The 24,429-nt window shown below is 36.4% G+C and carries 11 protein-coding genes; all 11 read left to right on the top strand.

The features are described 5' to 3' along the window. Positions 1-12 precede the first annotated feature (12 nt). The 11 genes from K5R64_RS12135 to K5R64_RS12085 all read left to right on the top strand — a co-directional run bounded on the left by K5R64_RS12135 (position 13) and on the right by K5R64_RS12085 (position 24,362). A complete protein-coding gene (locus K5R64_RS12135) occupies positions 13-2,037 on the top strand; it encodes a hypothetical protein (protein WP_220763767.1) in 2,025 nt (674 codons plus the stop codon). Positions 2,038-2,188: 151 nt separating this feature from the next. Continuing rightward, positions 2,189-3,709 (top strand): alpha-L-fucosidase, encoded by a 1,521-nt coding sequence (locus tag K5R64_RS12130; protein WP_220763765.1) that lies wholly within the window; start codon positions 2,189-2,191, stop codon positions 3,707-3,709. Positions 3,710-4,180: 471 nt separating this feature from the next. Next, positions 4,181-5,623, top strand: a complete 1,443-nt coding sequence (locus K5R64_RS12125) for a sulfatase-like hydrolase/transferase (RefSeq protein ID WP_255580368.1) — start codon at positions 4,181-4,183, stop codon at positions 5,621-5,623. A gap of 29 nt (positions 5,624-5,652) precedes the next feature. Further along, on the top strand, positions 5,653-8,874 hold the full coding sequence (locus K5R64_RS12120) for a glycoside hydrolase family 2 TIM barrel-domain containing protein (protein WP_220763763.1): 3,222 nt from the start codon (positions 5,653-5,655) through the stop codon (positions 8,872-8,874). Positions 8,875-8,876: 2 nt separating this feature from the next. Continuing rightward, entirely contained in the window at positions 8,877-10,277 is a 1,401-nt protein-coding gene (locus K5R64_RS12115) for a sulfatase-like hydrolase/transferase (RefSeq protein ID WP_220763761.1), read from the top strand. Positions 10,278-10,302: 25 nt separating this feature from the next. Further along, complete coding sequence (locus K5R64_RS12110) at positions 10,303-11,994, top strand: hypothetical protein (protein WP_255580367.1); 1,692 nt, start codon at positions 10,303-10,305, stop codon at positions 11,992-11,994. Between the two features lie 112 nt (positions 11,995-12,106). Further along, a complete protein-coding gene (locus K5R64_RS12105) occupies positions 12,107-15,283 on the top strand; it encodes a glycoside hydrolase family 2 TIM barrel-domain containing protein (RefSeq protein ID WP_220763760.1) in 3,177 nt (1,058 codons plus the stop codon). A gap of 50 nt (positions 15,284-15,333) precedes the next feature. After that, on the top strand, positions 15,334-17,172 hold the full coding sequence (locus K5R64_RS12100; RefSeq protein WP_220763759.1) for a sulfatase-like hydrolase/transferase: 1,839 nt from the start codon (positions 15,334-15,336) through the stop codon (positions 17,170-17,172). Between the two features lie 399 nt (positions 17,173-17,571). Further along, positions 17,572-19,329: an arylsulfatase gene (locus K5R64_RS12095; RefSeq protein WP_220763758.1), complete on the top strand. Its 1,758-nt coding sequence runs from the start codon at positions 17,572-17,574 to the stop codon at positions 19,327-19,329. A 218-nt stretch (positions 19,330-19,547) separates the two neighbouring features. Next, positions 19,548-21,752 (top strand): glycoside hydrolase family 3 C-terminal domain-containing protein, encoded by a 2,205-nt coding sequence (locus K5R64_RS12090; protein ID WP_255580366.1) that lies wholly within the window; start codon positions 19,548-19,550, stop codon positions 21,750-21,752. A gap of 63 nt (positions 21,753-21,815) precedes the next feature. After that, the gene (locus tag K5R64_RS12085; RefSeq protein WP_255580365.1) at positions 21,816-24,362 is read left to right on the top strand and encodes a glycoside hydrolase family 2 TIM barrel-domain containing protein; all 2,547 of its coding nucleotides are present in this window, start codon (positions 21,816-21,818) and stop codon (positions 24,360-24,362) included. Positions 24,363-24,429 lie beyond the last annotated feature (67 nt).

Genomic DNA, 24,429 nt, shown 5'->3' with positions numbered 1-24,429 from the left:
AAATTAGTTATGATGAAAAAAAACAAGATCCTTTTGAAGCAAATAACCCAAATCCAATTGTTGTTTTTACTACTTACTACCAGTATTTGTGTCGCACAAAAAACAATGGTTGATGTTAATATAGACACACGAAGAGAGGTAGAGGGTATCGATAGTTTTGACAGGCAAAAGTATATCACCATACATGCAAGTATTACCAATGACTGGGAAGGCGATCATGTAAGTCCTGATATACGAAAAGATTTTTTGGATAAATACGATGTGTATTTAGGGAGAGAAACGGGCGGACTGAAAGGAGCACTAAATGCGGTAAGACAAGATCCCGCTCGCCCAGGTTATGCTGATGTTTCCCAACTTAAAAAAATGGGAGAAAATAACCGCAATAGTTACAGTAAAAAATCACATTTGCATCCGTATGAAGACCGACTGAAAAACATGATTATTGGAGCACAGTTTGAGCCTTTTTGGCCACATGGTACCAAAACAAAGCAAGGATGGGCGCTATCCCAAAAAGATACTGCAGAGGAATCCTTTGGGACTGCTACAGGAGAATTTATGGCTCATTTTATTAAAGAATATTATGGCGGAAATGGCGAGCCAAGACCTCGATTCATTGAGGTGATTAATGAACCACTCTGGGAATTGATTCCCAAAAAAGAAGAGGGAAATCCTGAAAAAGAAAATAAAGCAGTACAGCAATTGGCCAAATTTCATTCCACAGTTGCTCGTGAAATTAAAAAATTGAACCCTGATGTGCTCGTGGGTGGTTACACCTGTGCGTTTCCTGATTTTGAATTATATGATTTTAAAAGATGGACGTACCGATGGAAACAGTTTATTGATTTAACGGGCAATGATATGGATTTTTGGTCTTTGCATTTTTATGATTTTCCTTGTAAACAAGATTACCGTACAGGTAAATTAGAATATGTAAAAAAGTACCGTAAAGGAAGCAATATTGAGGCCTCACTCGATATGTTAGAACAGTATAGTATGATGCGTTTTGGAAAATTAAAACCTATGGTTATTTCAGAGTATAGTGTACAAGCACATCAGTACCGTGATTTGCCATGGACTCCTTGGCGCGATTATTTGTATGTTAAAAGTGCCAATGCCTTGATGATGTCTTTTATGGATCATCCGCAGTCTATAGCTGTGGCGATTCCTTTTTTTATGCTCAAAAGCGAATGGGGGCGAACCAAAGAAGGATATCCTTATCGTAGCCGATTATTTAGACAACAATTTGAAAAAGAAGGAGAAACTGGCGATAAATGGGTTTTTACTGATTTGGTAAAGTTTTACCAACTTTGGTCTGATGTAAAAGGGAAACGAATAGATACCAAATCTAATTTGGTGGATATTCAAACAGATGCTTATGTTGATGGAAAAAAGGTTTATCTGATTGTAAATAATTTGAATGAAACAAAACAGGCTATTCAACTGAATGTTTTGGGTCAAAAAAACAATACACTAGAGAATATAAAAATGAAACACTATTATTCACCTTATAAGCCTGAAGAAGCCAAAAGAGAAGGGATAATTGAAGAGAAAAAACTAGCTGCCACGACCAAAGAAGTACTGCTAGAGAGTGAGGGAACAATGGTTTTAGAATACCATTTCAAACGTCCTGTTGTAATTGCCGAAACAGCCGAAGAAAAAAAGTATTATGCTACCGAAAACTACAAGCCAATTGAGGCTAACAAACCGATGGAGTTTATTTTTGAAAAGATTCAAAAAGCTCAAAATGGTGAAGTAGTTTTACGATTAGGACTAGGACGTGACCACGGCAGTGTTCTAAAACCTACCGTTTTTATCAATGATGTTCAGATTGAAGTCCCCGAAAATTATGCTGGCGATCCACAAACCATGCGTGACCGTTTTTATGGTGTCATCGAAATTCCTTTGGACTATAAATTACTATCCGAAAAAAATACAGTTAAAGTAAGTTTCCCTGATTCAGGCGGACATGTCGCTTCGGCTACTTTGAGAGTTTTTAATTTTAGTAAAGCAATAAAACGAACTTTTGTTCCCAATTAATTTATGACCAGTTCTATTACGAAGGTACAAGGGAAGTGTCTGATAAAATGGGACAGGCTTGGGAATATTTTCCAGCTAACTTTTTACCGATTTTAATGGTTTTTTAGAGGAAAACAAAAACACAAGATTAAAATTTTTAAACAAAAACAGGATGAAGTTTACTCAATTAATAATAGTGGTTGCATTGGTTTGTACGGGCTGTAAACAGTTACAACAATCACAATCAACTCAAGTACATCATTACGAACCCAATCATGAATCACTAGCCAAACATAAAGCAGCTCCCGAATGGCTAGCCGATGCAAAATTGGGAATGTATTTTCATTGGGGACCTTATAGTGTGCCCGCTTATGGAAGCGCTTGGTATCCTAGTCATATGTATATGAAAGGTGGTTCAATAAATAAATGGCATGAGGAACATTTTGGCCCTATAGAAGAATTTGGATATGAAAAGTTCATTCCGATGTTTACCGCAACTCATTTTGACCCTGAAGAATGGGCCGATTTATTTCAAAAAACAGGAGCCAAGTTTGCGGGACCTGTGGCGGAGCATCACGATGGTTTTGCTATGTGGGATAGTAAAATCAATCCTTGGAATGCCGCTAGTATGGGACCTAAACGCGATATTTTAGGTGAATTGTTTCAATCTTTAGAAAAAAGAAATATAAAAACATTGGCTACTTTTCACCATGCCCGCAACGGACAGCGTAATGCCAATACACCCGAACATTGGGGTAAAAATGGGTATAACAGTCATTATCCCTATCATCCAGACTTGCCTACTGCGACCAAAGACCCTATGTTGCGTAAATTATTTGGAAACTTTGAAACAATTGATGAGTTCAATACGTACTGGTTAGACCAAGTCAATGAAGTAGTCAAAAAGTACCATCCAGATTTAATTTGGTATGACTCGTGGTTGAATCTTATTCCAGAGAAAACCAGATTGGAAATGGTTTCGACTTATTTTAATAATGGAGTTAAAAACGGTCAGGAAGTGGTTATTTGCCGCAAACAAGATGATTTACCATTAGATTATAGTATTGAGGATATTGAACAAGGCGGACGCAAAGATATTTACCCCACTACTTGGATGACTGATATTACTCTAGGGGAAAGTAGATGGATGTATGTGGAAGGACATAAATACAAAAGTGCCGATTTAGTCATTCGAAACATGATTGATGTATGGAGTAAGAATGGCGTGGTGTTGTTAAATGTATCTCCTCGCGCTGATGGTGTTATCAATCAGGAACAGCGCGATGTTTTAAAACAAATTGGGAATTGGTTACAAATTAATGGCGAGGCGGTGTATGGTAGTCGTCCTCATACTATTTTTGGTTATGGACCAGCCCAATCAGAAGATGGATCTCATGGTGGTCAATCTTCCAAAATTCAGTACACCGCTGAGGATGTTCGTTTTACAGTCTCTAAAGATAAAAAAGCAATGTATGTTTTTTTCTTGGGGAAACCCAAAGCAGGAAAACGAATAGAAATGCGTGCTATAGGAGGTTATCACCGCAACATACCGCCTAGTCCTATCAAGAATGTGACACTGTTAGGTTCATCGGCTAAAGTTAAATGGGAGCACACCACCGAAAGTTTTTTCTTGACTATTCCAGACGTTCCGTTGGACGATTTAGCCAACGTTTTTAAGTTTGAATTGGAATAAACTACAAAGTATTTTTAAAATAATTTTTTTTGAATTTTTACTCCATCTTATTTACCGAGAAATAAAATGGAATCTCAGCTTTTAATCTTACCTATTAAGTGAGATGCTATTTTTTTTTCTGTCGCTATAGTTTATTATTTTAATTAAAGATGATTGTGATAATAATCAATTTTGATTTTTAAAATGTAATAATTAGCAATTGGCGATGCTTAATCACTGTATTTTAGATGAATTAACCATTTGTTTTAATTATAAAACCATTTGAAGCGCCTATTTTAAGGTAAAATAAGAACCTTTGTGAAGTTAGTTTTTAGTTAGTTTGTTTCAATAATTACTCGCTCTATGTTTTTTGGAGCGAGTATTATTTTTTTATCAACTATTATATTAGGTCTTATGATGATAAAAATAAATAGGTATTATTTTTTAGGTTTTTTTTTGATGGCATCGTTTCATGCTATCTTTTCTCAAAAAATGGAAAATAGAAAACCCAATATCGTTTTTATTTTTACTGATGATCAAACCTATACTTCCATTCATGCTTTAGGGAATAAAGAAATTCAAACACCCAATATGGATGCTTTGGTCAAAAACGGAACCACCTTTACTCATGCGTATAATATGGGCGCTTGGAATGGAGCTGTATGTGTAGCTTCACGTGCAATGTTGATTTCAGGGCGTTTTTTATGGAGAGCAAATGCCATTTCAGACGAATGGGCTCAAAAAGAAAAAACAGCACTCACTTGGGGGAAATTAATGGAACAGCAGGGCTATGATACCTATATTACGGGGAAATGGCATGTGGAGGCCGCTGTGGACAAGGTATTTCAACATACAAAGAATATTCGAGGTGGTATGGCAGCTGATGCTTGGAACCACGGCAAAATGGTTGCCACTTTTGAAGCTATTAAAAAAAATAATGGTTCTTTTGATAAGGTGCCAATGCCAAATGGCTACAACCGTCCGTTGAGTGAAGATGACAAATCTTGGTTGCCATATGATACTTCAAACGGTGGTTTCTGGCAAGGAGGAAAACATTGGAGTGTAGTTGTAAAAGATGACGCTATTGCGTATATCAATGAAGCAAAAACGAAAGAGAATCCTTTTTTCATGTATCTCGCTTTTAATGCTCCGCATGATCCTAGACAGGCGCCTAAAGAATATCAAGAAAAATATCCATTGCGTAAAATTTCGGTTCCCCAAAGTTTTTTACCGGAATATCCTTTTAGAAGAGATATGGGTAATAATAATAATTTAAGAGATGAGGCGTTGGCACCCTTCCCAAGAACAAAATACGCTGTAAAAGTACATACCCAAGAATATTATGCCAGTATTACCTATGCCGATGAGCAAATAGGTTTGATTCTAGACGCTTTGAAAAAATCAGGTAAAATGGATAATACTTATATCATTTTTACCGCTGATCATGGTTTAGCCATGGGGCGTCACGGTTTAATGGGGAAACAAAGTTTGTTTGATCATAGCATCCGTGCTCCCTTTGTCATAGTAGGTCCTGATATTCCTAAAAACAAAAAAGTTGATGCCGATATCTATTTGCAAGATGCCATGGCAACGGCTTTAGATTTAGCAGGTGCGCCCAAACCAAAATATGTAGAGTTCCATAGCTTGATGGATTTGGCCAAAGGTAAAACCACTAAGAGCAATTACAAAGGGATTTACGGAGCCTATTTGGATCTTCAACGAATGATTCGCAAAGACGGTTATAAGTTAATTGTTTTTCCTAAAATCCAGAAAGTATTGTTGTTTGATTTGAACAAAGACCCCGAAGAAATGCAGGATATAGCAGGTCTTTCAGCTAATAAAATCAAAGTGAAAGCACTATTCAAAGACCTACAACAACTCCAAAAAGAAATGGGTGATCCATTAGATATAAGCAATATATTTCAAACCTTATAAAACATAATTAAATTTTAAATTCCAATCCCTTGAAAACTAGTATACTTTTTTCAGTTCTTTTTTTATCCTTTAGTCTTTTTGCGCAACAAAATGATTGGGAAAATCCAGCGGTGAACCAAATCAACAGAATGGCAGCGAGAGCCACTTTTTATTCCTATGAAAATGAAATTTTGGCTAGAGAAAACCAAAGAGAAAAATCATCTTGGTTTCAATCCTTAAACGGGGATTGGAAATTCAGTTGGGTGGCTAAACCTGCTGATGCTTCGACTAGTTTTCAAAAAGCAGATTTTAATACATCGGCTTGGAAATCAATTGATGTTCCTTCTAACTGGGAAATGCGTGGGTATGGAATTCCTATTTACACCAATTCGACCTATCCTTTTTTTAGTGATTTTCCTTTTATCAACCACCATGACAATCCTGTTGGGCATTATGTAAGAACCTTTGATTTGAACGATTCTTGGAAAGACAAAGATGTGATTTTGCATTTTGGAGGTGTGTCATCGGCTTTTTACGTTTGGGTCAATGGCCAATTTGTTGGTTATAGTGAAGACACCCGTTTACCATCCGAATTTGATATCACCAAACACCTTACAAAAGGCAAAAACAAAATTGCCGTAAAAGTATATCGTTGGTCAGATGGAAGCTATCTCGAAGCCCAAGACCACTGGAGAATGAGCGGAATCGAAAGAGAAGTCTATTTGCAAGCCGTGCCGAAAGTACGTTTGTCTAATTTCACCGTTCGTACCGATTTAGATCAGAATTACGAAAATGCCTTATTGCAAATTCGTCCTGCTTTTGTAGCCAATATTACCGATAAATACATTGAAAAAGTGGGGCATTTTGGGGATAATCCATTGCATACAACGGTGGATAATTGGACTTTAACCACACAATTAGTAGATGCCAATGGTATAGCTGTAGGGGATAAAAATGTAATGAAATTACAAAAGTTTTTTGGCGAATATTATCCGCAACGTGATAATGTTGATTTTGCTATGATTGAAACCGAAATAAAATCACCAAAAAAATGGTCTGCCGAAAGTCCGTATTTATATACTCTTTTATTTACTGTTAAAGACGACAAAGGCAACCCTGTTCAATACACCAGTACCAAAGTGGGTTTTAGAGAAGTAGCAATTGACAACAAAGGACGTTTCTTGGTCAATGGAAATCCTGTAAAAATGATTGGGGTAAACCGCCATGACCACCATATGACTAACGGGAAAACGGTTTCAAGAGCCGATATGGAGCGTGATGTGCAATTGTTGAAGCAATTCAATTTCAATGCCGTACGTACTTGTCATTATCCAAACGACCCTTATTTTTATGATTTGTGTGACCAATACGGAATCTATGTGATGGACGAAGCCAATTTGGAAACCCACGGTATTAGAGGACGATTGGCAAATGAGCCAGAATGGGGTGCTGCATTTCTTGAAAGAGCCATTCGTATGGTCGAAAGAGATAAAAACCATCCGTCAGTGGTGATTTGGTCTTTAGGAAATGAATCAGGAAAAGGACCTAATCATGCTGCTATGTCGGCTTGGATTAAGGAATATGACCCTACAAGATACATTCATTATGAAGGTGCTCAAGGCGATGCGACGGATCCGAGATACCAAAAGAAATTCAATTCTAAAATGGCTAATCCTACCGACCCAAAATGGGTAGATATGTTGAGCCGTATGTATCCAACACCTCAGGAATTACAAGACTTGATTGACGAAACTAGTTTTGATACTCGTCCAGTAGTGATGTGTGAATATGCGCATTCTATGGGGAATTCTACTGGAAATATGAAAACCTATTGGGATGTGATTTACAAAAATGATCGTGCCTTAGGAGGTTATATTTGGGACTGGATTGACCAAGGATTGGTTAAAAAGGATCAAAACGGCAAAGAATTTTTTGCATACGGAGGTGATTTTGGCGACAAGCCCAATAGTGGAAGTTTTTGTTTAAACGGTATCATTACCGCCGACAGAAATCCAAAACCAGCGACCTACGAATGCAAGTATGTTAATCAGCCCGCAGTCATTACAGCAATTGATGCTGCCAAAGGAAATTTTGAAATTTTCAATCGCCATCATGCAGTGGATTTGGGACAGTATGATTTAGTGTGGAACCTGACGGAAAACGGTAAATCGATTCAATCAGAAACGCTAGGTGCATTGGCTACAAAACCTTTTCAAAAAGAAGCTTTGAATGTGAATTTGAAAAAGATAAATTTCAAAGCAGGACAGGAGTATTTTATTACTATCGAAGGGAAATTGAAAGACAATACCCTTTGGGCGAAAAAAGGATATGTGGTATTTGAAGAGCAATTTGAAATAGCAAACCCAAAACAAAAAGAGGTTTCGAATTCGAAAACCCCTAGTTTAGAAGTACAGGAATCAGCGCAAAACATTCGTGTTAGCAACAAAATGATTGAAGTGGAGGTTGATAAAAAATCAGGTTATGTACATCAACTGAAAACAAATGGGGTTGAGGTTTTAGCAAGTCCGCTGAAATTAAATTTTTGGAGAGCGGAAACAGAAAATGATGAAGCCTATCGTAATGCTAAAAAGCTTTCGGCTGAACTAGATTGGATGAAAGCAGGAGATCGTTTGGAAGTACAGTCGGTAAAAGTAAATGCAACCGATAAATCAAATGTTGCCGTAACTGTAAAAGGAATGATTGCTAAACCTAAAACTGAAATTACTTTAGTATATACAATCCAAGGAGACGGAAAACTGAAAGTAGATTATTTGGCATCAATTGATAAAAACGCACCGAATGTGCCTAAAATCGGGATGCAGTTTGATACCAATAACCAATACCGTAATCTAAGTTATTTTGGAAAAGGGCCTTTCGAAAATTATCAAGATAGAAATCTGGGGTCCAAAGTAGGTTTGTATAGCGGAGATGTTTTTGCTTTAGACCAAAGTTACATTTACCCTGAGGAATACGGAAACCGAATGGATACTCGTTGGTTCATTTTGAACAACAAATCGAATAAAGGATTTAAAGTTGCTCAAGAAGAAAAAAGACTCAATTTTAGTGTTGTTCCTTTTAGCACGATGAATTTACAACAAGCCAAGCACACAAATGAATTAGAAGACAGAAAGGTTTTGACTGTAAATGTTGATTTGATTCAAATGGGTATTGGTGGAGATGATACTTGGTCAAAAAGAGCAGAGCCTCACCCTCAATTTATAGTAAAACCAGGGACTTATTCCTATTCATTTTATATTCAGTCAAATAATTAAAGATGATTCAATCAAAAATTGCTGTAGCTTCAATATTGGTTTCAGGGATATTTTTATCCACTGTTATTCAAGCACAAAATAAACAACAAAAACCCAATATAATTGTCATTCTTACCGATGACCAAGGTTGGGGAGATGTAGGTTTTAATGGGGCTACGGACATCCCCACTCCCAATTTAGATCGGATAGCTAAAGAAGGGGTGATTTTCTCTAATGGGTACGTTTCGCATCCCTATTGCAGTCCGTCAAGAGCAGGGTTAATAACGGGGCGTTACCAAGCGCGTTTTGGTCACGATTGCAATATTGCGGATGATGGTTTGAACAACCCAACAGTAGGAACCCCACTTTCAGAAAAAATGATTCCAGAAGCTTTGAAAGAGCAAGGGTATCGAACCAGTGCCATCGGGAAATGGCATTTAGGAGATCATCCTGAATTGCGTCCCAATAATCAAGGATTTGACCATTGGTTTGGTTTTCCTGGTGGTGGAATGAATTATTGGGGAACTCCAACAGATGCGATTCACACGGTTTATCGCAACGGTATCCCTGTTCCAGAAAAAGAACTCAGCTATTTAACGGATAATTTTACGGAGGAAACGATTAAATTCATAACCAATAAAGATAAAAAACCATTCTTTATCTATCTAGCTTACAATGCTCCGCATGCCCCAGATCAAGCGACCAAACAATATTTGGAAAACACCAAACACATTGAATACGGTGGCAGAAGTGTTTATGCTGCGATGGTCAATGGAGTGGATGTAGGGGTGGGCAAAATCGATTCTACATTAGTGGCAAATGGTATGAAGGACAATACCATTATTGTCTTTTTAAGTGATAATGGCGGTCGTGCTGAACATGCAGACAACAGACCCAATCGGGGTCACAAAGGGATGATTTTTGAAGGAGGTATCAAAGTGCCTTTTTTCATGACTTGGAAAAACGGACTAAAAGGAAACCAAGTGTATCAAAATGTGGTTTCATCTTTGGATTTATTCCCCACTTTCTTAGACGCCGCTGGAGCCGATTTTCGTAAAGAAAAACAATTGGATGGAACCAGTTTGTTGCCTTATGTGAGAGGGGAAAACAAAGGCAAACCAAACGATTTATTGTTTTGGCGTTCCGTAGGAGGTTTTGAATACGCAGTTCGCAAAGGAGATTATAAATTGTATAAGAGTGCCTATAAAGGAAAAACCATGCTTTTTAATCTCAAAACCGATGCTTTAGAACGTTACGATATTGCTGATGAAAACCAATCAATAGTGTTGCAATTAGAAAAAGAATACAAACTTTGGGATGCTAAAAACTTAATTCCAGGATGGGTTGACCCACATCCAGAAAATGTTATCAAAGAGGAGAAGGCTTTGCAGGATACTCGTAAAAAATCTCTCCGTAAATTGTAATCAGTAAATAGGAGTAGTTATATTTATGAAAAAGACATTGTTTTTTTGTATCGCATTCGTTTTTCAGTTACAACTAGTATTTGCTCAAGTTAATGAAGTTTCTGAAAGATACCCAGTGCTTTACAATATGGTGCATCACAATCCTGGTGAACCTAGATTTAATACAAAATATACTGCTCCTGAAAGTATTAAACAATTGGGGTATAATGGACAGGTTCCTAAATTTGAAATCCAATGTGCCGTCACTTATGATGATTATGAAAACAACTTAGTGCCTGATAGAACCGCTGAAAAATTATGGATTGAACGGAAATCTGCAGATGTCAGGATACAATTAGATAAAGCTGTTAAAGCGGGAATGCCTTTTTATCCATTTATGGATGTATTGGTAGTACCACAATCAGTAATGAAGAAGTATGGGGAGGAAATGAAAATAGACGGAAAATTGTCTATTCAAAAAACAAGAACCCAAGAAATTTTAAAAGCACAAATAGCTGAAATTTTTTCAAAGTTTCCCGAATTAGGGGGACTTACTATACGTTTTGGAGAAACCTATTTGCACGACACTCCTTTTCACGAAGGAGATAGACCTGTGTATACGCCAGAAGACCATATTAAAATCATTAATATCTTAAGAAATGAAGTCTGTGTAAAAAGAAATAAAAAACTGATTTATAGAACTTGGGATTGGGGTAAAATTAAGAGAAAATTCCACTTGGTACCCGAGGTCTATCTAGATATTACAAATAATGTTGAGCCCGATGCTAACCTGTATTTTTCAATTAAGCATGTAAATGGAGATTTTTTAAGGGGATTACCTTTTAATAAAACAATTGGAATTGGTAAACACCAACAAATTGTTGAAGTTTCCATTAATCAGGCAGGAATGTATGGCAAAAATGCGCACCCTTATTACATTGGGAAAGGAGTTATTGAAGGTTGGCCAGAAATGGAACAAAAAAAAGGTATTCGTGACTTATACAATAACAAACAGGTAAAAGGATTTTATACTTGGACATGGGGCGATGGGTGGTTTGGCCCTTATTTTGGAAATGAATTTTGGATGGATCTAAACACTTATATCATTAAAGAATTTGCCAAAAACCCTTTGCAATCGGAAGAGCAAATTTTTAATGATTATACTAATAATGTATTAAAAATGACTCCAGAAAATAGTCGTAAACTAAGAGAATTATGCCTGCTGTCAGTGGATGCTGTTTTCAAAGGACAAGCAACAAGCATTCAAGACACCTCTCCATGGTGGATTCGAGATCATTTTTTTACTGCTCAAAATATGTCAGTTTTTGTGAAAAATGGTGTGGATAAACAAGTATTAGAGGAGAAAAAAGAAAACCTTAAAAGCTGGTATGCAATGGAAAAAATAGCTAGCAGCATCAAACTTCCAAATAAAGTGGATGAAGATTTTATAAAGGTATCAACTACTTACGGACGTATCAAATATGAGTTGATAGAGTTAATTTATCGTACTCAAATTATGTTTGCTAGAATGGAAATAAAAGGTGAAGTTTTAGATCGTAATGAAGCCCAACTAATTGTGAAAAATTACAAAGCAAAGTGGGATGAGTGGACCAAATTAAAAAAGGAGAATGCCAATTGCCCAACATTATCTGTTGATTATGAATCGATTCATTGTGAAGGAAACCTTCCCTTTATAAAATCTATTGAAAAATTAGAGGAGTTGTTGAAAACAAAATAAAAAGGAAATCTTAAAAACTTTTCTTAACCACTTAGTTTAAAGTTTTAAAAAAAAAATAAAAGCACAAGCAATCTAGTTACGTACGATTGATAGTGCGAAAAAATAATAGGAAATGAAAAATATAACTTTTTTAATTTTATTGATAGGACAGTTTTTTTCCTATGCGCAGGAATTTCACAAAGACAAGCAAGTCTATACTGTAGGAACTGAACCCCATGTGGCGACACATTATATACTTAAAGATAGCACTGTAGCTTTAGGTGGAGATTATAAAACGTCTCCTTATTTCAAAAGTTTAGATGGTAACTGGAAATTCCATTGGGCTGAAGATGAAACGAAAACTCCTGCTGATTTTTATAAAGTTGATTATGATGTTACTAGTTGGAAAACAATTCCTGTGCCTTCTTGCTGGGAAAGACAAGGTTATGGAGTACCCTCTCACCGTGGATTGGAAACTTTAATTAGAGGAGGAAAAATTAAGGTACCTAATTTACCAAAGGACAATCCTGTAGGTAGTTACCAAACGACTTTTGAAATTCCAGACAATTGGCAACAAAGACAAACTTTTTTACACTTTAATGGGGTAGGCAGTGCTTTTTATGTTTGGGTAAACGGAAAAAAAGTGGGCTACGATGAAGACTCTTTCACAAGTTCGGTTTTCAATATTACTCCCTATTTACAAAAAGGGAAAAACACTTTGGCTGTTCAGGTGTATCGATGGTCAACGGGTAGTTATTTAGAATGTGGTGACACTTGGACTTTTAGTGGGATTTTTAGGAGTGTGTTTTTACAAAGCCGACCTAATGTACAAATACGGGACTTTTTTTTAAGTTCAGATTTGGATTCTTTGTACCAAAATGCCGAATTCAAAGCTAAAATTAAAGTTTACAACAATACGGATCAAGTCATTCAAAAATACAAAGTACAGATTGGTATTTATGATGAAAAGAACAAATTAATTTCGGACCCTAAATTTGGCACCAAAGGAATTGGTTGGAAACAAGGTGGCCCAGGTACCGAAACGGTTTTCGATTGTTCCACCCTGATAAAGAAACCAAAACTGTGGTCAGCGGAGCATCCAAATTTATATACAGTAGTATTGACTTTAGTTGATCCAAAAGGCAAAACGGTTGAAGTAACCCGCAGTCGATTTGGTTTTAGAAAAGTTGAAATCAAAAATTTACAATTGCATGTAAATGGACAGCCTATTCTCATAAAAGGAGTCAATAGAGGAGAATCTGACCCTAAAAAAGGCAAGACTTTATACACTGAAACCATGATTCAGGATATAATTTTGATGAAACAGCACAACATCAATGCCGTTCGTTCTAGTCATCATCCTAATGATCCACGCTGGTATGCGCTATGTGATGAATACGGACTTTATGTGATGGATGAAGCGTTGGAATCAAGCGATCAATCCATTCGAACAAATGTATTGCCGGGGAGTGATATCTCTTGGTTACAAAGTTCTTTAGATAGAGTAATTGCTATGGTGGAGCGCTCTAAAAACCATCCTTCTATAATTATTTGGTCATTAGGAAATGAATCGGGTTACGGACAAAATTTTGCATTACTCAGTGATTATATCAGAAGATTTGATCCTACTCGTCCTATTTCTTATGATGGTAGAGAAACCGATTGTTGGGATGTAAAAGATTATTTTGACATGAACAGTTCTATGTATCCTTTTATCGAAGACGCTCCTAAACAAGACCATTGGAAATTGTTGAGTTTTTGGGCTAAACCCAAATACAACAAACCCTATATCATGATTGAATATGCACATGCTCAAGGGAATTCCTTAGGGAATTTTGGTGAATATTGGAGGGTGGTTGAAAAAACACCTAGTTTTATGGGAGGATATATTTGGGATTGGGTGAATCAAACCTATGATGAAAAAATGCCTGATGGAACTATACGCCAAAGCCATCGATTGGATTATCATCCCGTTGACAGCATAGCGGTAAATGGTGATTTTTCAAAAATTGATGATTTAGATAACGAATGTGCCAAAGGAATTGTATTTGCTGACCGAACACCAAAACCATCTTTATTAGAAGTAAAAAAAGCACATCAATTTATCGATACAAGATTGGATGCGGAACGAAATAGATTTGTAGTTAGAAATAAATACAGTTTTACTAATTTGAATGCATTTTCTGGAAATTGGACCATTTTAAAAAATGGTGTTGTGGTTAAGAAAGGGACTCTAACTAATCTAGATGTTGCGCCAAAAACCGAAAAAGACTATTTCATAAATCTACCAAAGTTTGAAAATAATGCCGAATATACCCTTAATTTTAGTTATCGATTGATTGAAGATACTTCTTGGGCAAAAGCGGGTTATGAAATAGCTAAAGAAGAAATTATTTTACAAAAGATACAACCCCAATTGACACAAGCATCAGGTACAGTAACTTTAGAGGAAACATCAACTGAAATCACTACAAAAAGTAGCAGTGCACAGGTTCGTTTTGATAAACAAAGCGGAAAAATTACCTCAATTAAAGTCCGTGAAAAAGAATTGATTGCACAAACGGGTGAAATAACGGGGCCTTCGCTAAATGTATATCGTGCTCCTTTAGAAAATGATAAACCTTATAGAAAAAATTGGAGACTAGCTCAATTGGATAATTTAAATCAAAAAGTACTTTCCATCAAAACAGCGCAGCTAAATAAATCATTGGTAAGAATTAGTATTGTAAAGGAATTTGCTGCTGATTCCCTTGTTTTGCAACATGAATGTGTGTATGATATTACAGGGCAAGGTCAAATTAGAATGAAAAACAAAGTTATTCCTCAAGGCGGAAAAAGTGTAGAAACTTTACCAAGGATAGGATTGAAATTAGGCCTTTCAGAAGGTCTTGAGCAAGCAAAATGGTACGGGAGAGGTCCACATGAAAATTACCCCGATCGCAAGGAATCAGCTTTTTTAGGTAATTACCAAGCAACGGTAAAAGAACTGTTTACACCTTATGTTGTTCCGCAAGAAAACGGAGCCAGATCAGATGTACGAAGTTTATCCCTTTCATTAAAAAATGAAAAGCGACCTGCCATGCAAATTACATCAGGTACACCTTTTATTTTCTCAGCGCTACATTATGATGCGAGTGATTTAATTAAAGCTTCTCGTCCAGAATTTTTAAAAAAGAGAAAAGAAACAATACTGTCATTAGATGCTGAAATGCTTGGGGTAGGAAACGCCAGTTGTGGACCAAAGCCATTACAACAGTATTTAGTTCCTGTTAAAATATATGAATTTGACTTTACACTTTATTTCAACTAATACTTAAGAAAATCAAAAACTATTAATATTATTCCTTTAATCTATTTTTTATGAAAATCAGAAGAATTTTAAATTGTTGCTTGCTAGCGTTATATGCTACTACAAATTTGGGTTTCGCTCAAAAAGTGCAACCCAATATATTATGGATATTGACAGACGATCATCGTTATGATGCTGTGCGTTCTTTTAATAAAATGCTCACCGGAAACGAAATGAGTGAACTGGGTTATGTTGAGTCACCTAATATTGATCGTTTGACAGCTATGGGAACTACTTTTGTTAATACCTATTGTCAGGCTCAGGGTTGTGCTCCTTCGCGAGCGTCTCTGCATCTAGGAAGGTATCCTTTTCGTTCAGGGGTTTATGAATTTGAATACTACAACAATAAAGCAGCACATTTTAAACCCACCTTACCAGAGCAATTAGCTAGTTTAGGGTATCAAACGTTTCGTATTGGGAAATTGGGTATGCGTATCAAAACACTTAAAAACGGTAGAGCAGTGCCTCATGAAATATACCAAAACAACTTTGATTTTAAACCCTTACACAAAGATGGTTATACTGATTGGGGTAAAGATTGGATGTATGAAATGGATGGGGTAAAACTAGATAAACCTATACAAGATGTACAGTTTTTTGTAACCCCTGAGGGAAAGTTTGAGTATGCTTCTAAAAACTTAGAAAATTATGATCCAAAATATAAAGGAACTGCTGCTGCGGCTATGAAAAAATATGATTTGTTGAGACATTACAACAAAAAAGAAACCGCTAACGACCCATTTGCATCTGAGATTTTGGCAGGGGTAAGTCCACGCAAAGCAGGTGAAACAAAGGATGGTTATTATGCTTCAATTTTTCAAGATTATCTTAAAAATCAAAAGCCAAAATTTACTGTGGGCTCTCAAACGGTTAACGGAATTGATGCGTCCAAACCTCAGTTTTTTTATATAGGATTTGATTTTCCGCATACTCCTGTCTTGCCTCCAGCAGATTATAGAGCGCGTTTCCAAAAGCATACCTATAAGGTACCTCAATTTGATGAAAGCGAACTAAAAACGATGGCGAAACAAATGAAAAAGCAAGTGGAAGCGGGATACAGTGATCATTTTTCTGAAGCCGATAAACATAAAATGATCCAAGATTATTTTGCCTTCTGTGCGTATGGGGACGATTTAATTGGAAAATCAGTTGATGCGTTTATCGCCTATAATGAACAACAAAAAAAGCCTTGGTTGATTGTTTATATAAACGGTGACCACGGTTGGAAACTGAATGACCATGGCGCGGTTGCTAAATTTACACCTTGGGACATAGATGCTCATAACCCTATAGTTGTCGTTTCTTCTGATAAAACTAAATTTCCAGCAGGAAAAGTGGTAAAGGATTATGCTGAGTTTGTAGATGTGGCGCCTACTATTTTAGCAGCGGCTGGTGCTGATATCAAATCAGAACCTTATAAGTATTTAGACGGTATGGATTTAGCTGCTGTTGTGGCCAATAAGGCTCCTAAAAGAGATTATGTGGTAGGTGAAAGTCATGCTGTGACTGGGCCTAGAGCTTTTATTAGAACAAAAGACTATGTGTTTTCGATGCAAACACGTCCAACCAAAGAACGAGGAAAAGACATGAACTGGGCTTTAAATGCCAGTTATGAAGCGTTGGATCCTGCCTTATATGATATGAAAAAGGATCCTCATGAGGTGAATAATCTAGCTTTTGATAAAAAATACCAAAAAATAGCTAATGAAATGAAAGAAAAGCTAATAAATATAGTATTGGGCGATAATAGAGTGGAAGTAGGATGGGGAAATAAAGCCGATGGAACTACAATTTATACCAGTAATTTTGCTCCTGGCTCGCATGATTATAAATTACAGCTAAAAAAATAAAACCTATTTATTTTAAACACAATCAACCATCATAGTGTTATTTTATGATGGTTTTTTTTATTGTTTGTTTTTTTAAGTTTTAACGTTTTTTGAATTCATTTTGGAATTTTGTTAAAAAAATATTTTTATTCAATAATGAATCTTGTTTCATATATAGAACTAATTAAAAAAATCATATCTTGCACTCTATTAACCATAGCTACTAATAGATTTAAAAAAAATCAAAGAAATTTACATGGTATTAGATTTTAAGTAAGTCTGTTGTGTGTAAAGTATTTGCTTATTACTATTTTTTAAAAATAGTATTTAAAAGAGGACTTTTATTGAGGCAAATTAACCCGTGTTTCAAAAAGTTTTCAGGTGCTTAAATACTCATTTTAAAACTATAAATTAATTTGAATGAAATATTTATATCATTTTTTAATATTGATTTCAGCAGTGATGCTTGCTCAAAAGCAACCCAATGTAATCTTGATTTTGACTGATGATCAAGGAATAGGAGATTTGGGATGTCAGGGCAATCCATGGCTAAAAACACCCCATTTGGATGCCTTTTATAAGCAATCTGTTCGAATGACTGATTTTCATGTGAGTCCTTATTGCGCGCCTACACGTAGCGCTATTATGACAGGTAAATATCCCATTAATAACGGCGTTTGGGCCACTTACAAAGGGCGTGATGCCTTATCGGGGAATCCTACTACTATGGCCGATGTTTTCAAACAAAATGGGTATAAAACAGCATTGATAGGAAAATGGCATTTAGGTGATAATTATCCGAGTCGCCCTACTGATAGCGGTTTTGACGTAGTCATTCAACACAAAGCAGGTGGAGTAGGTGAACTATCCGATTATTGGGGAAACACTTATTTTGATGACACTTATTTTGTAAACAACGAACCCAAACAGTTTAAAGGCTATTGCACCGATGTTTGGTTTGACGAAACAATGAAATTCATCGATACGAATAAAAACAAACCCTTCTTTATTTATTTACCAACCAATGCACCACACAGTCCTTGGAATGTGGAATCCAAGTATGCCGCACCTTATAAACACTTGGAAGGAAATACAATTGTTAATGCTGATTTTTACGGAATGATTGCCAATTTAGACGAAAATTTTGGCAGACTCAATCAATTTTTAATAGACAAAAATTTACTTGAAAATACCATAGTCATTTATATGACTGATAATGGTACTAGCGGTGGATATAGTCGCAATGGAAAATTAGGATATAACAAAAATTTTAGCGGTGTAAAAGGAGATAAAAATGAAGGAGGACATAGAGTTCCTTTCTTTATTCGTTGGCCTAATGGTAAAATTGAAGGAGGAAAAGATGTAGAAGCCTTAACAGCGCATGTTGACTTGATTCCTACTTTGGCTAGTTTATGTCAATTAAAATTGCCCAAACAAGCGGACTGGGACGGGATTGATTTTTCCGCTCTTTTAACGCAAAAAAAGGATAAAGTACAAGAGCGTACCGTTTTCGTGCATCATAGGCAAGATTGGCGTCCACCAATGGATATTGATGAGACCTGTGTAATGAAAGAACAGTGGCGTCTTATTAATGGAAAAGAGCTATACAATATTCATAACGACACAAAGCAACAGCACAACTTAGCCAGTCAGTACCCTGAAATAGTGGCTTTGCTATTAAGAGAGAACAAACAGTTTGTTGCTAATGCCAAAAGAAAATCGGAATACATTGAACTGCCTATGAGCACCATAGGAAGTAAAATTCAAGACGAAATAAAATTAACTATTCAACATGCCATTGGTGAAGATGCTGGAATTTGGAAATGTGAGCAAGTGGCGGAAGGAATCAAAAACAGAAACAATACTCATGCTCTCGAAGTTGAAAAAACAGGGGAATACCAAATAAGCTGCAGAAGATGGCCTAAAGAATGTCCGGGAACTATTTTAGGCATCCCAAAAGAGAACCCTAAAAATTTATTTGAATACAAAACAATTAAACCAACGAAAGTAAGGATTTCTATTGCAAACCAAATGTTGGAAAAAGAAATTTTACCTACAGATGAAGAGGTGAATTTTAGAGTTCATTTAGACAAAGGAAAAACGCTTTTGGTCAATGATTTTGTTGAGGGAAAAGAAACATACGGAGTATATTATACTTATATCCAAAAAATAAACTAAAACGATGAAACTTTCAATGAGTAACACCGCTATTATTATGCTCCTTTTTTAGGATGTATTTTGCTTTGTATAATCTGGAAAAGTTCAATGCTAACAAGTCAATGAATAGGAAACAAAGTTAAAAGTTTAATGATAAGCTGAGAAAACGTTTGAATAAAGAAACAGAAACAATAAAACTATAGTTAACAATCACATAAAACAAATTTTACCCATTACCCATGTACATCAACCGACAATCTATTTACAAAGGATTTACTGCTTTTATGGTAGTGACTGCCTCTTTTGCCCAAAACGTCGATTTTTCTTTTCAAAACAATCATTTACCCATTGAAAAAAGAGCTGAAATTCTTGTTTCACAAATGACCATAGAGGAGAAGATTAACCAATTGAAAAATGGAGCAGCCGCTATTCCAAGGTTGAAAGTGCCTGATTACGATTGGTGGAACGAAGCCCTCCACGGTATTGGTAGAAACGGTAAGGCTACCATCTTTCCACAAGCGATTGCTTTAGGAGCCACTTTCGACCCTCAATTAGCCGAAAGAGTAGCATCGGCCATATCGACTGAGGCTCGTGCAAAATATGCAATTTCGCAAAAAAACGGTAACCATAGCAAATATGCGGGATTGACATTTTGGACACCTAATATCAATATTTTTAGAGATCCACGTTGGGGTAGAGGACAAGAAACCTATGGAGAAGATCCGCTTTTAACATCCAGAATTGGAGTTGCTTTTGTAAAAGGACTGCAAGGGAATGACCCTAAATACTTAAAATCGGCGGCCTGTGCCAAACATTTTGCGGTACATTCAGGACCCGAAAATATTCGCCATGAGTTTAATGCCGAGCCTAATAAACAGGATTTGTACGAAACCTATTTGCCTGCTTTTGAAGCCTTAGTCAAAGAAGCAAAAGTAGAAGGAGTAATGGCAGCGTACAATGCTGTATATGGAAAACCTGCTTGTGCGAGTGATTTTTTACTGAAAGAAACCCTAAGAGATAAATGGAAATTTGATGGCTATGTCACTTCAGATTGTGGAGCGGTTAGTGGTGTTTATAACAAACTAAAATATGTAAAAACTGCTGCTGAAGCAGCCGCTGTAGCCTTAAATGCTGGAACGAATTTAGAATGCGGGACTACCTATAGTCAATTAAAAAAAGCCATTGACCAAGGTTTGATAACAGAGAAAATGATTCACGACCGTACGGTTCAACTGTTTAAAACACGTTTCAGACTAGGAATGTTTGACGAAACGGGTACGGATAATCCGTATTTGAATTATGGGATTGAAAAAATTCATAGTCCTGAACATATTGCGTTGTCTAAAGAAGTAGCTCTAAAATCAATCGTACTCTTAAAAAATAAAAATAATATTTTACCCTTGTCCAAGGACATCAAAATACCGTATGTAACAGGCCCTTTTGCTAATTCTAATGATATGTTGATGGGAAGTTATTATGGCGTAACATCAGGTATGGTAACTATTTTAGAAGGAGTTGCCGATGTGGTTTCGCCTAGCGCTTCGCTGAATTATCGAAGTGGGGTTTTGCCGTTTCATAAAAATATCAATCCAAAAAATTGGGCACCTTTTGAAGCAGGAGAATCAGATGTAACCATTTGTGTGGTAGGATTAACAGCCGATAGAGAAGGGGAAGAAGTAGATGCTATTGCCGCTGAAAATGTGGGTGATAAAGTTGATTTGAAATTACCTCAAAGCCAGATTGATTATGTCAAAGAAATTGCTAGCAAGATAAAAGGGAAACCCTTAGTTCTTGTAATTGCGAGTGGAAGTCCTGTTTCGCTAGAAGGAATTGAAGAGTTGTGTGATGCGATTGTTCAAATTTGGTATCCAGGTGAACAAGGCGGGAATGCCGTAGCTGATATTCTTTTTGGAAATAGCTCTCCTAGCGGACATTTGCCTATTACATTTCCTAAGAATGTGACACAATTACCAGCTTATGAGGATTATTCTATGAAAGGTCGTACTTATAAATATATGACTGAAGAGCCTATGTATCCTTTTGGTTTTGGGCTAACCTATTCTAAAACCGAATTTAGTAATCTGAAGTTGAGCACTAACAATTTAAAAGAAAAACAAACCTTGACAGTAACGGTTGAGGTAGCTAACACAGGAAATTACGATATTGATGAGGTAGTACAATTATATGTGAATCCAATGGAACTGAGTGGAGGAATTCCACTAAAGAGTTTAAAAGCGTTTGAACGTGTTAGTTTGAAAAAAGGAGAAAAGAAAAACATCAACTTCACGCTTACTCCCAATAATTTAAAAGTGATTAATGAGCAAGGACAAAGTGTTTGGAGAAAAGGAAGTTACCAGCTTGTTATAGGGAATGCATCACCAGGAGCATTAAGTACAAGGCTAGGAGCGGCAACACCACAGACGGCAACGTTGCAATTAAAATAGAATGAAATAAAAACAGTAATATTCAATTCGGATTAAAAGAAATCCTCAAAATGTAATTTAAGAATGATGCATAATATTAAAACAAAACGAATTGCCTTTTTGCTATTATTAGCCTTGTTTGCTAATGTGAAAATGGTAGCACAAGAACAAAGAGAACAAGACTTTAATTTCGATTGGAAGTTTCAATTGCAAAAAGATACTAAAATCGCAACAAAGCTTCCGTTAAATGATGCCGATTGGCGTGAGGTTCGTTTGCCACACGATTGGAGTGTCGAATTCTCTTTTGATAAAACCAAAGAAGGTGCAACGGGTTATTTAGATGGAGGAGTAGCTTGGTACCAAAAACATTTTTCGATTCCCAAATCCGACAGTGGTAAAAAAGTGTACATCCTTTTTGATGGGGTGTACAATAATGCCAAATTTTGGTTAAACGGAAAACTATTGGGTGAAAACCCTTATGGTTATTCGCCTACCTATTTTGATTTAACACCTTTTTTGACAAAAGATGGAAGTCCTAACGTAATTTCAGTACACGTAGATCACTCGCGTTATGCGGACAACCGCTGGTATTCAGGTAGCGGAATTTATAGAAATGTCAAATTGATTACGACAAATAAACTTCACATTCCTGTTTGGGGCACTTTTGTAACCACTCCAGAGGTTAGTAAAGAAAAAGCAAAAGTACAATTGAAAGTAAAGGTAGCAAACGACTTTTCGGCTTCGAATACTTTTGAATTAGCCACCAAAATCATCGACGAAAAAGGAGCGGTTGTAGCACAGCAAAACAATTCTTTAAAAATAAAAGGAAATACAAACACAGAGTTTACACAACTTTTTGCCGTTGCAAATCCAAAGCTTTGGGATATAGAAACGCCTACTCGATACAAAGCCATTACAACGATTTCTTCAAAAGGAAAAGTAGTGGATCAATATACAACACCATTCGGGATTCGTACAATTGAATTTAAGGCGGGTGAAGGTTTCTTTTTGAATGGAAAATCAACTTACATGAAAGGAATTTGTATTCATCATGACGGAGGTTTGGTAGGAGCAGCAGTGCCAGAAGGAGTGTGGCGCAGACGATTGACTTTGTTAAAAGAATGTGGCGTTAATGCCATTAGAACTTCGCACAATCCTTTTTCAGAAGAATTCTTGAACCTTTGTGACGAAATGGGATTTTTGGTTCAAAATGAATTGTTTGACGAATTTGATTTACCTAAGGACAAACGTTTAAATTACCATGACAGACACGATGATTATATCACTCGTGGCTATACAGAACATTTTCAAAAATGGGGAAAAAGTGATTTGACTCGTACCTTGTTGCGTGACCGCAATCACCCAAGTGTGGTGCAATGGAGTATCGGTAACGAAATAGAATGGACCTATTTAAACTACAGATACATTACTGGTTTTTGGAAAGATCCAAAAGACCCACAAAAGGCTGGTGATTTTTGGGGAAATGTCCCAATGTATTCCCCTCAAGAATTAAAGAAAAGATACGATGAATCGGATCATGGTAAATATAAATTATCTGAAACTGCTCAAAAATTAAGTTCATGGGTTAGAGATTTAGACCAAACTAGACCAACAACAGCCAACATGATTATACCACAAGTAAGCCATGTAAGTGGTTATGCCGATGCAGTTGATATTGCAGGGTATAGCTATAGAAATGTTGAAATTCCATGGGCACAAAAACATTTTCCTACCAAGCAAGTAACCATTAATGAGTGTCCAGGAACTTGGGATGATTGGAAACAAGTGTTAGAAAATCCGGGTGTCTTTAGTATGTTTATGTGGACCGGAATTGATTATTTAGGCGAAGCCAATGGCAAATGGCCACAAAAAGGTTGGGATGGTGATTTACTCGATTTTGCGGGTTTCAAAAAACAAGGATGGAATTATTTTAAAAGTATTTGGGTCAATACACCTAACATCGCTATTGGAACTACGCCAGTAAAAGACTCGGAGTTCAATGTGGATGAATTGAGTGGTAAACTCATTCAGACTTCAAAAAAAGAATTGAAATGGAACACTAGTAGAGCCAATTTTCATTGGAATTATTCCCCAGGTGAAATGGTAATTGTAGAGGTAAGTTCTAATCTCGCACAAGTAGAATTGTTCTTAAACGGACGTTCGTTAGGGGTAAGAAGCATGTCTGAATGTCCAGATCGTATTTTTCGTTGGGCAGTGCCTTACCAAGCGGGTACCTTGACAGCCAGAGCAGGATTTGATGGAGCTGAAGTAAAAGCCGAATTAAAAACGACTTCGGAGCCTGTTAAAATTCGATTGACGACTGACCAAACGCAGTTAAAAGCCGATGGTTATGATGTGGCTCATGTCATTGCGCAATTACTAGATAAAGACGGGAATGAAGTCACTACTTCTGAAGCGAAATTGACTTTTGATGTAAAAGGAGAGGTTAAAGTCTTAGGAGTAGATAATGGTTGGAATAAAAGTATTCAAGATTATCAAACGAATACGGTAGAGACACATAATGGTCATGCTTTACTCTTAATTCAGTCGTTACGAAATGGAGGTAATGTATCTGTAAATGTTACTGCCAAAGGTTTAAAAAGTAATGCTATTGCAATAGAAATAAAATAAGGTAGAACCATTTAGAAAAAGGAACTAAATGTTCTTATGACTATATTAGTGTAGCCAAAACGCAATG

This window comes from Flavobacterium sp. UMI-01 (assembly GCF_019656315.1).
Taxonomy (GTDB): Bacteria; Bacteroidota; Bacteroidia; order Flavobacteriales; family Flavobacteriaceae; genus Flavobacterium.
The sequence above is the reverse complement of the archived record's forward strand: the minus strand, read 5'-3'. Positions and strand labels throughout refer to the sequence as shown.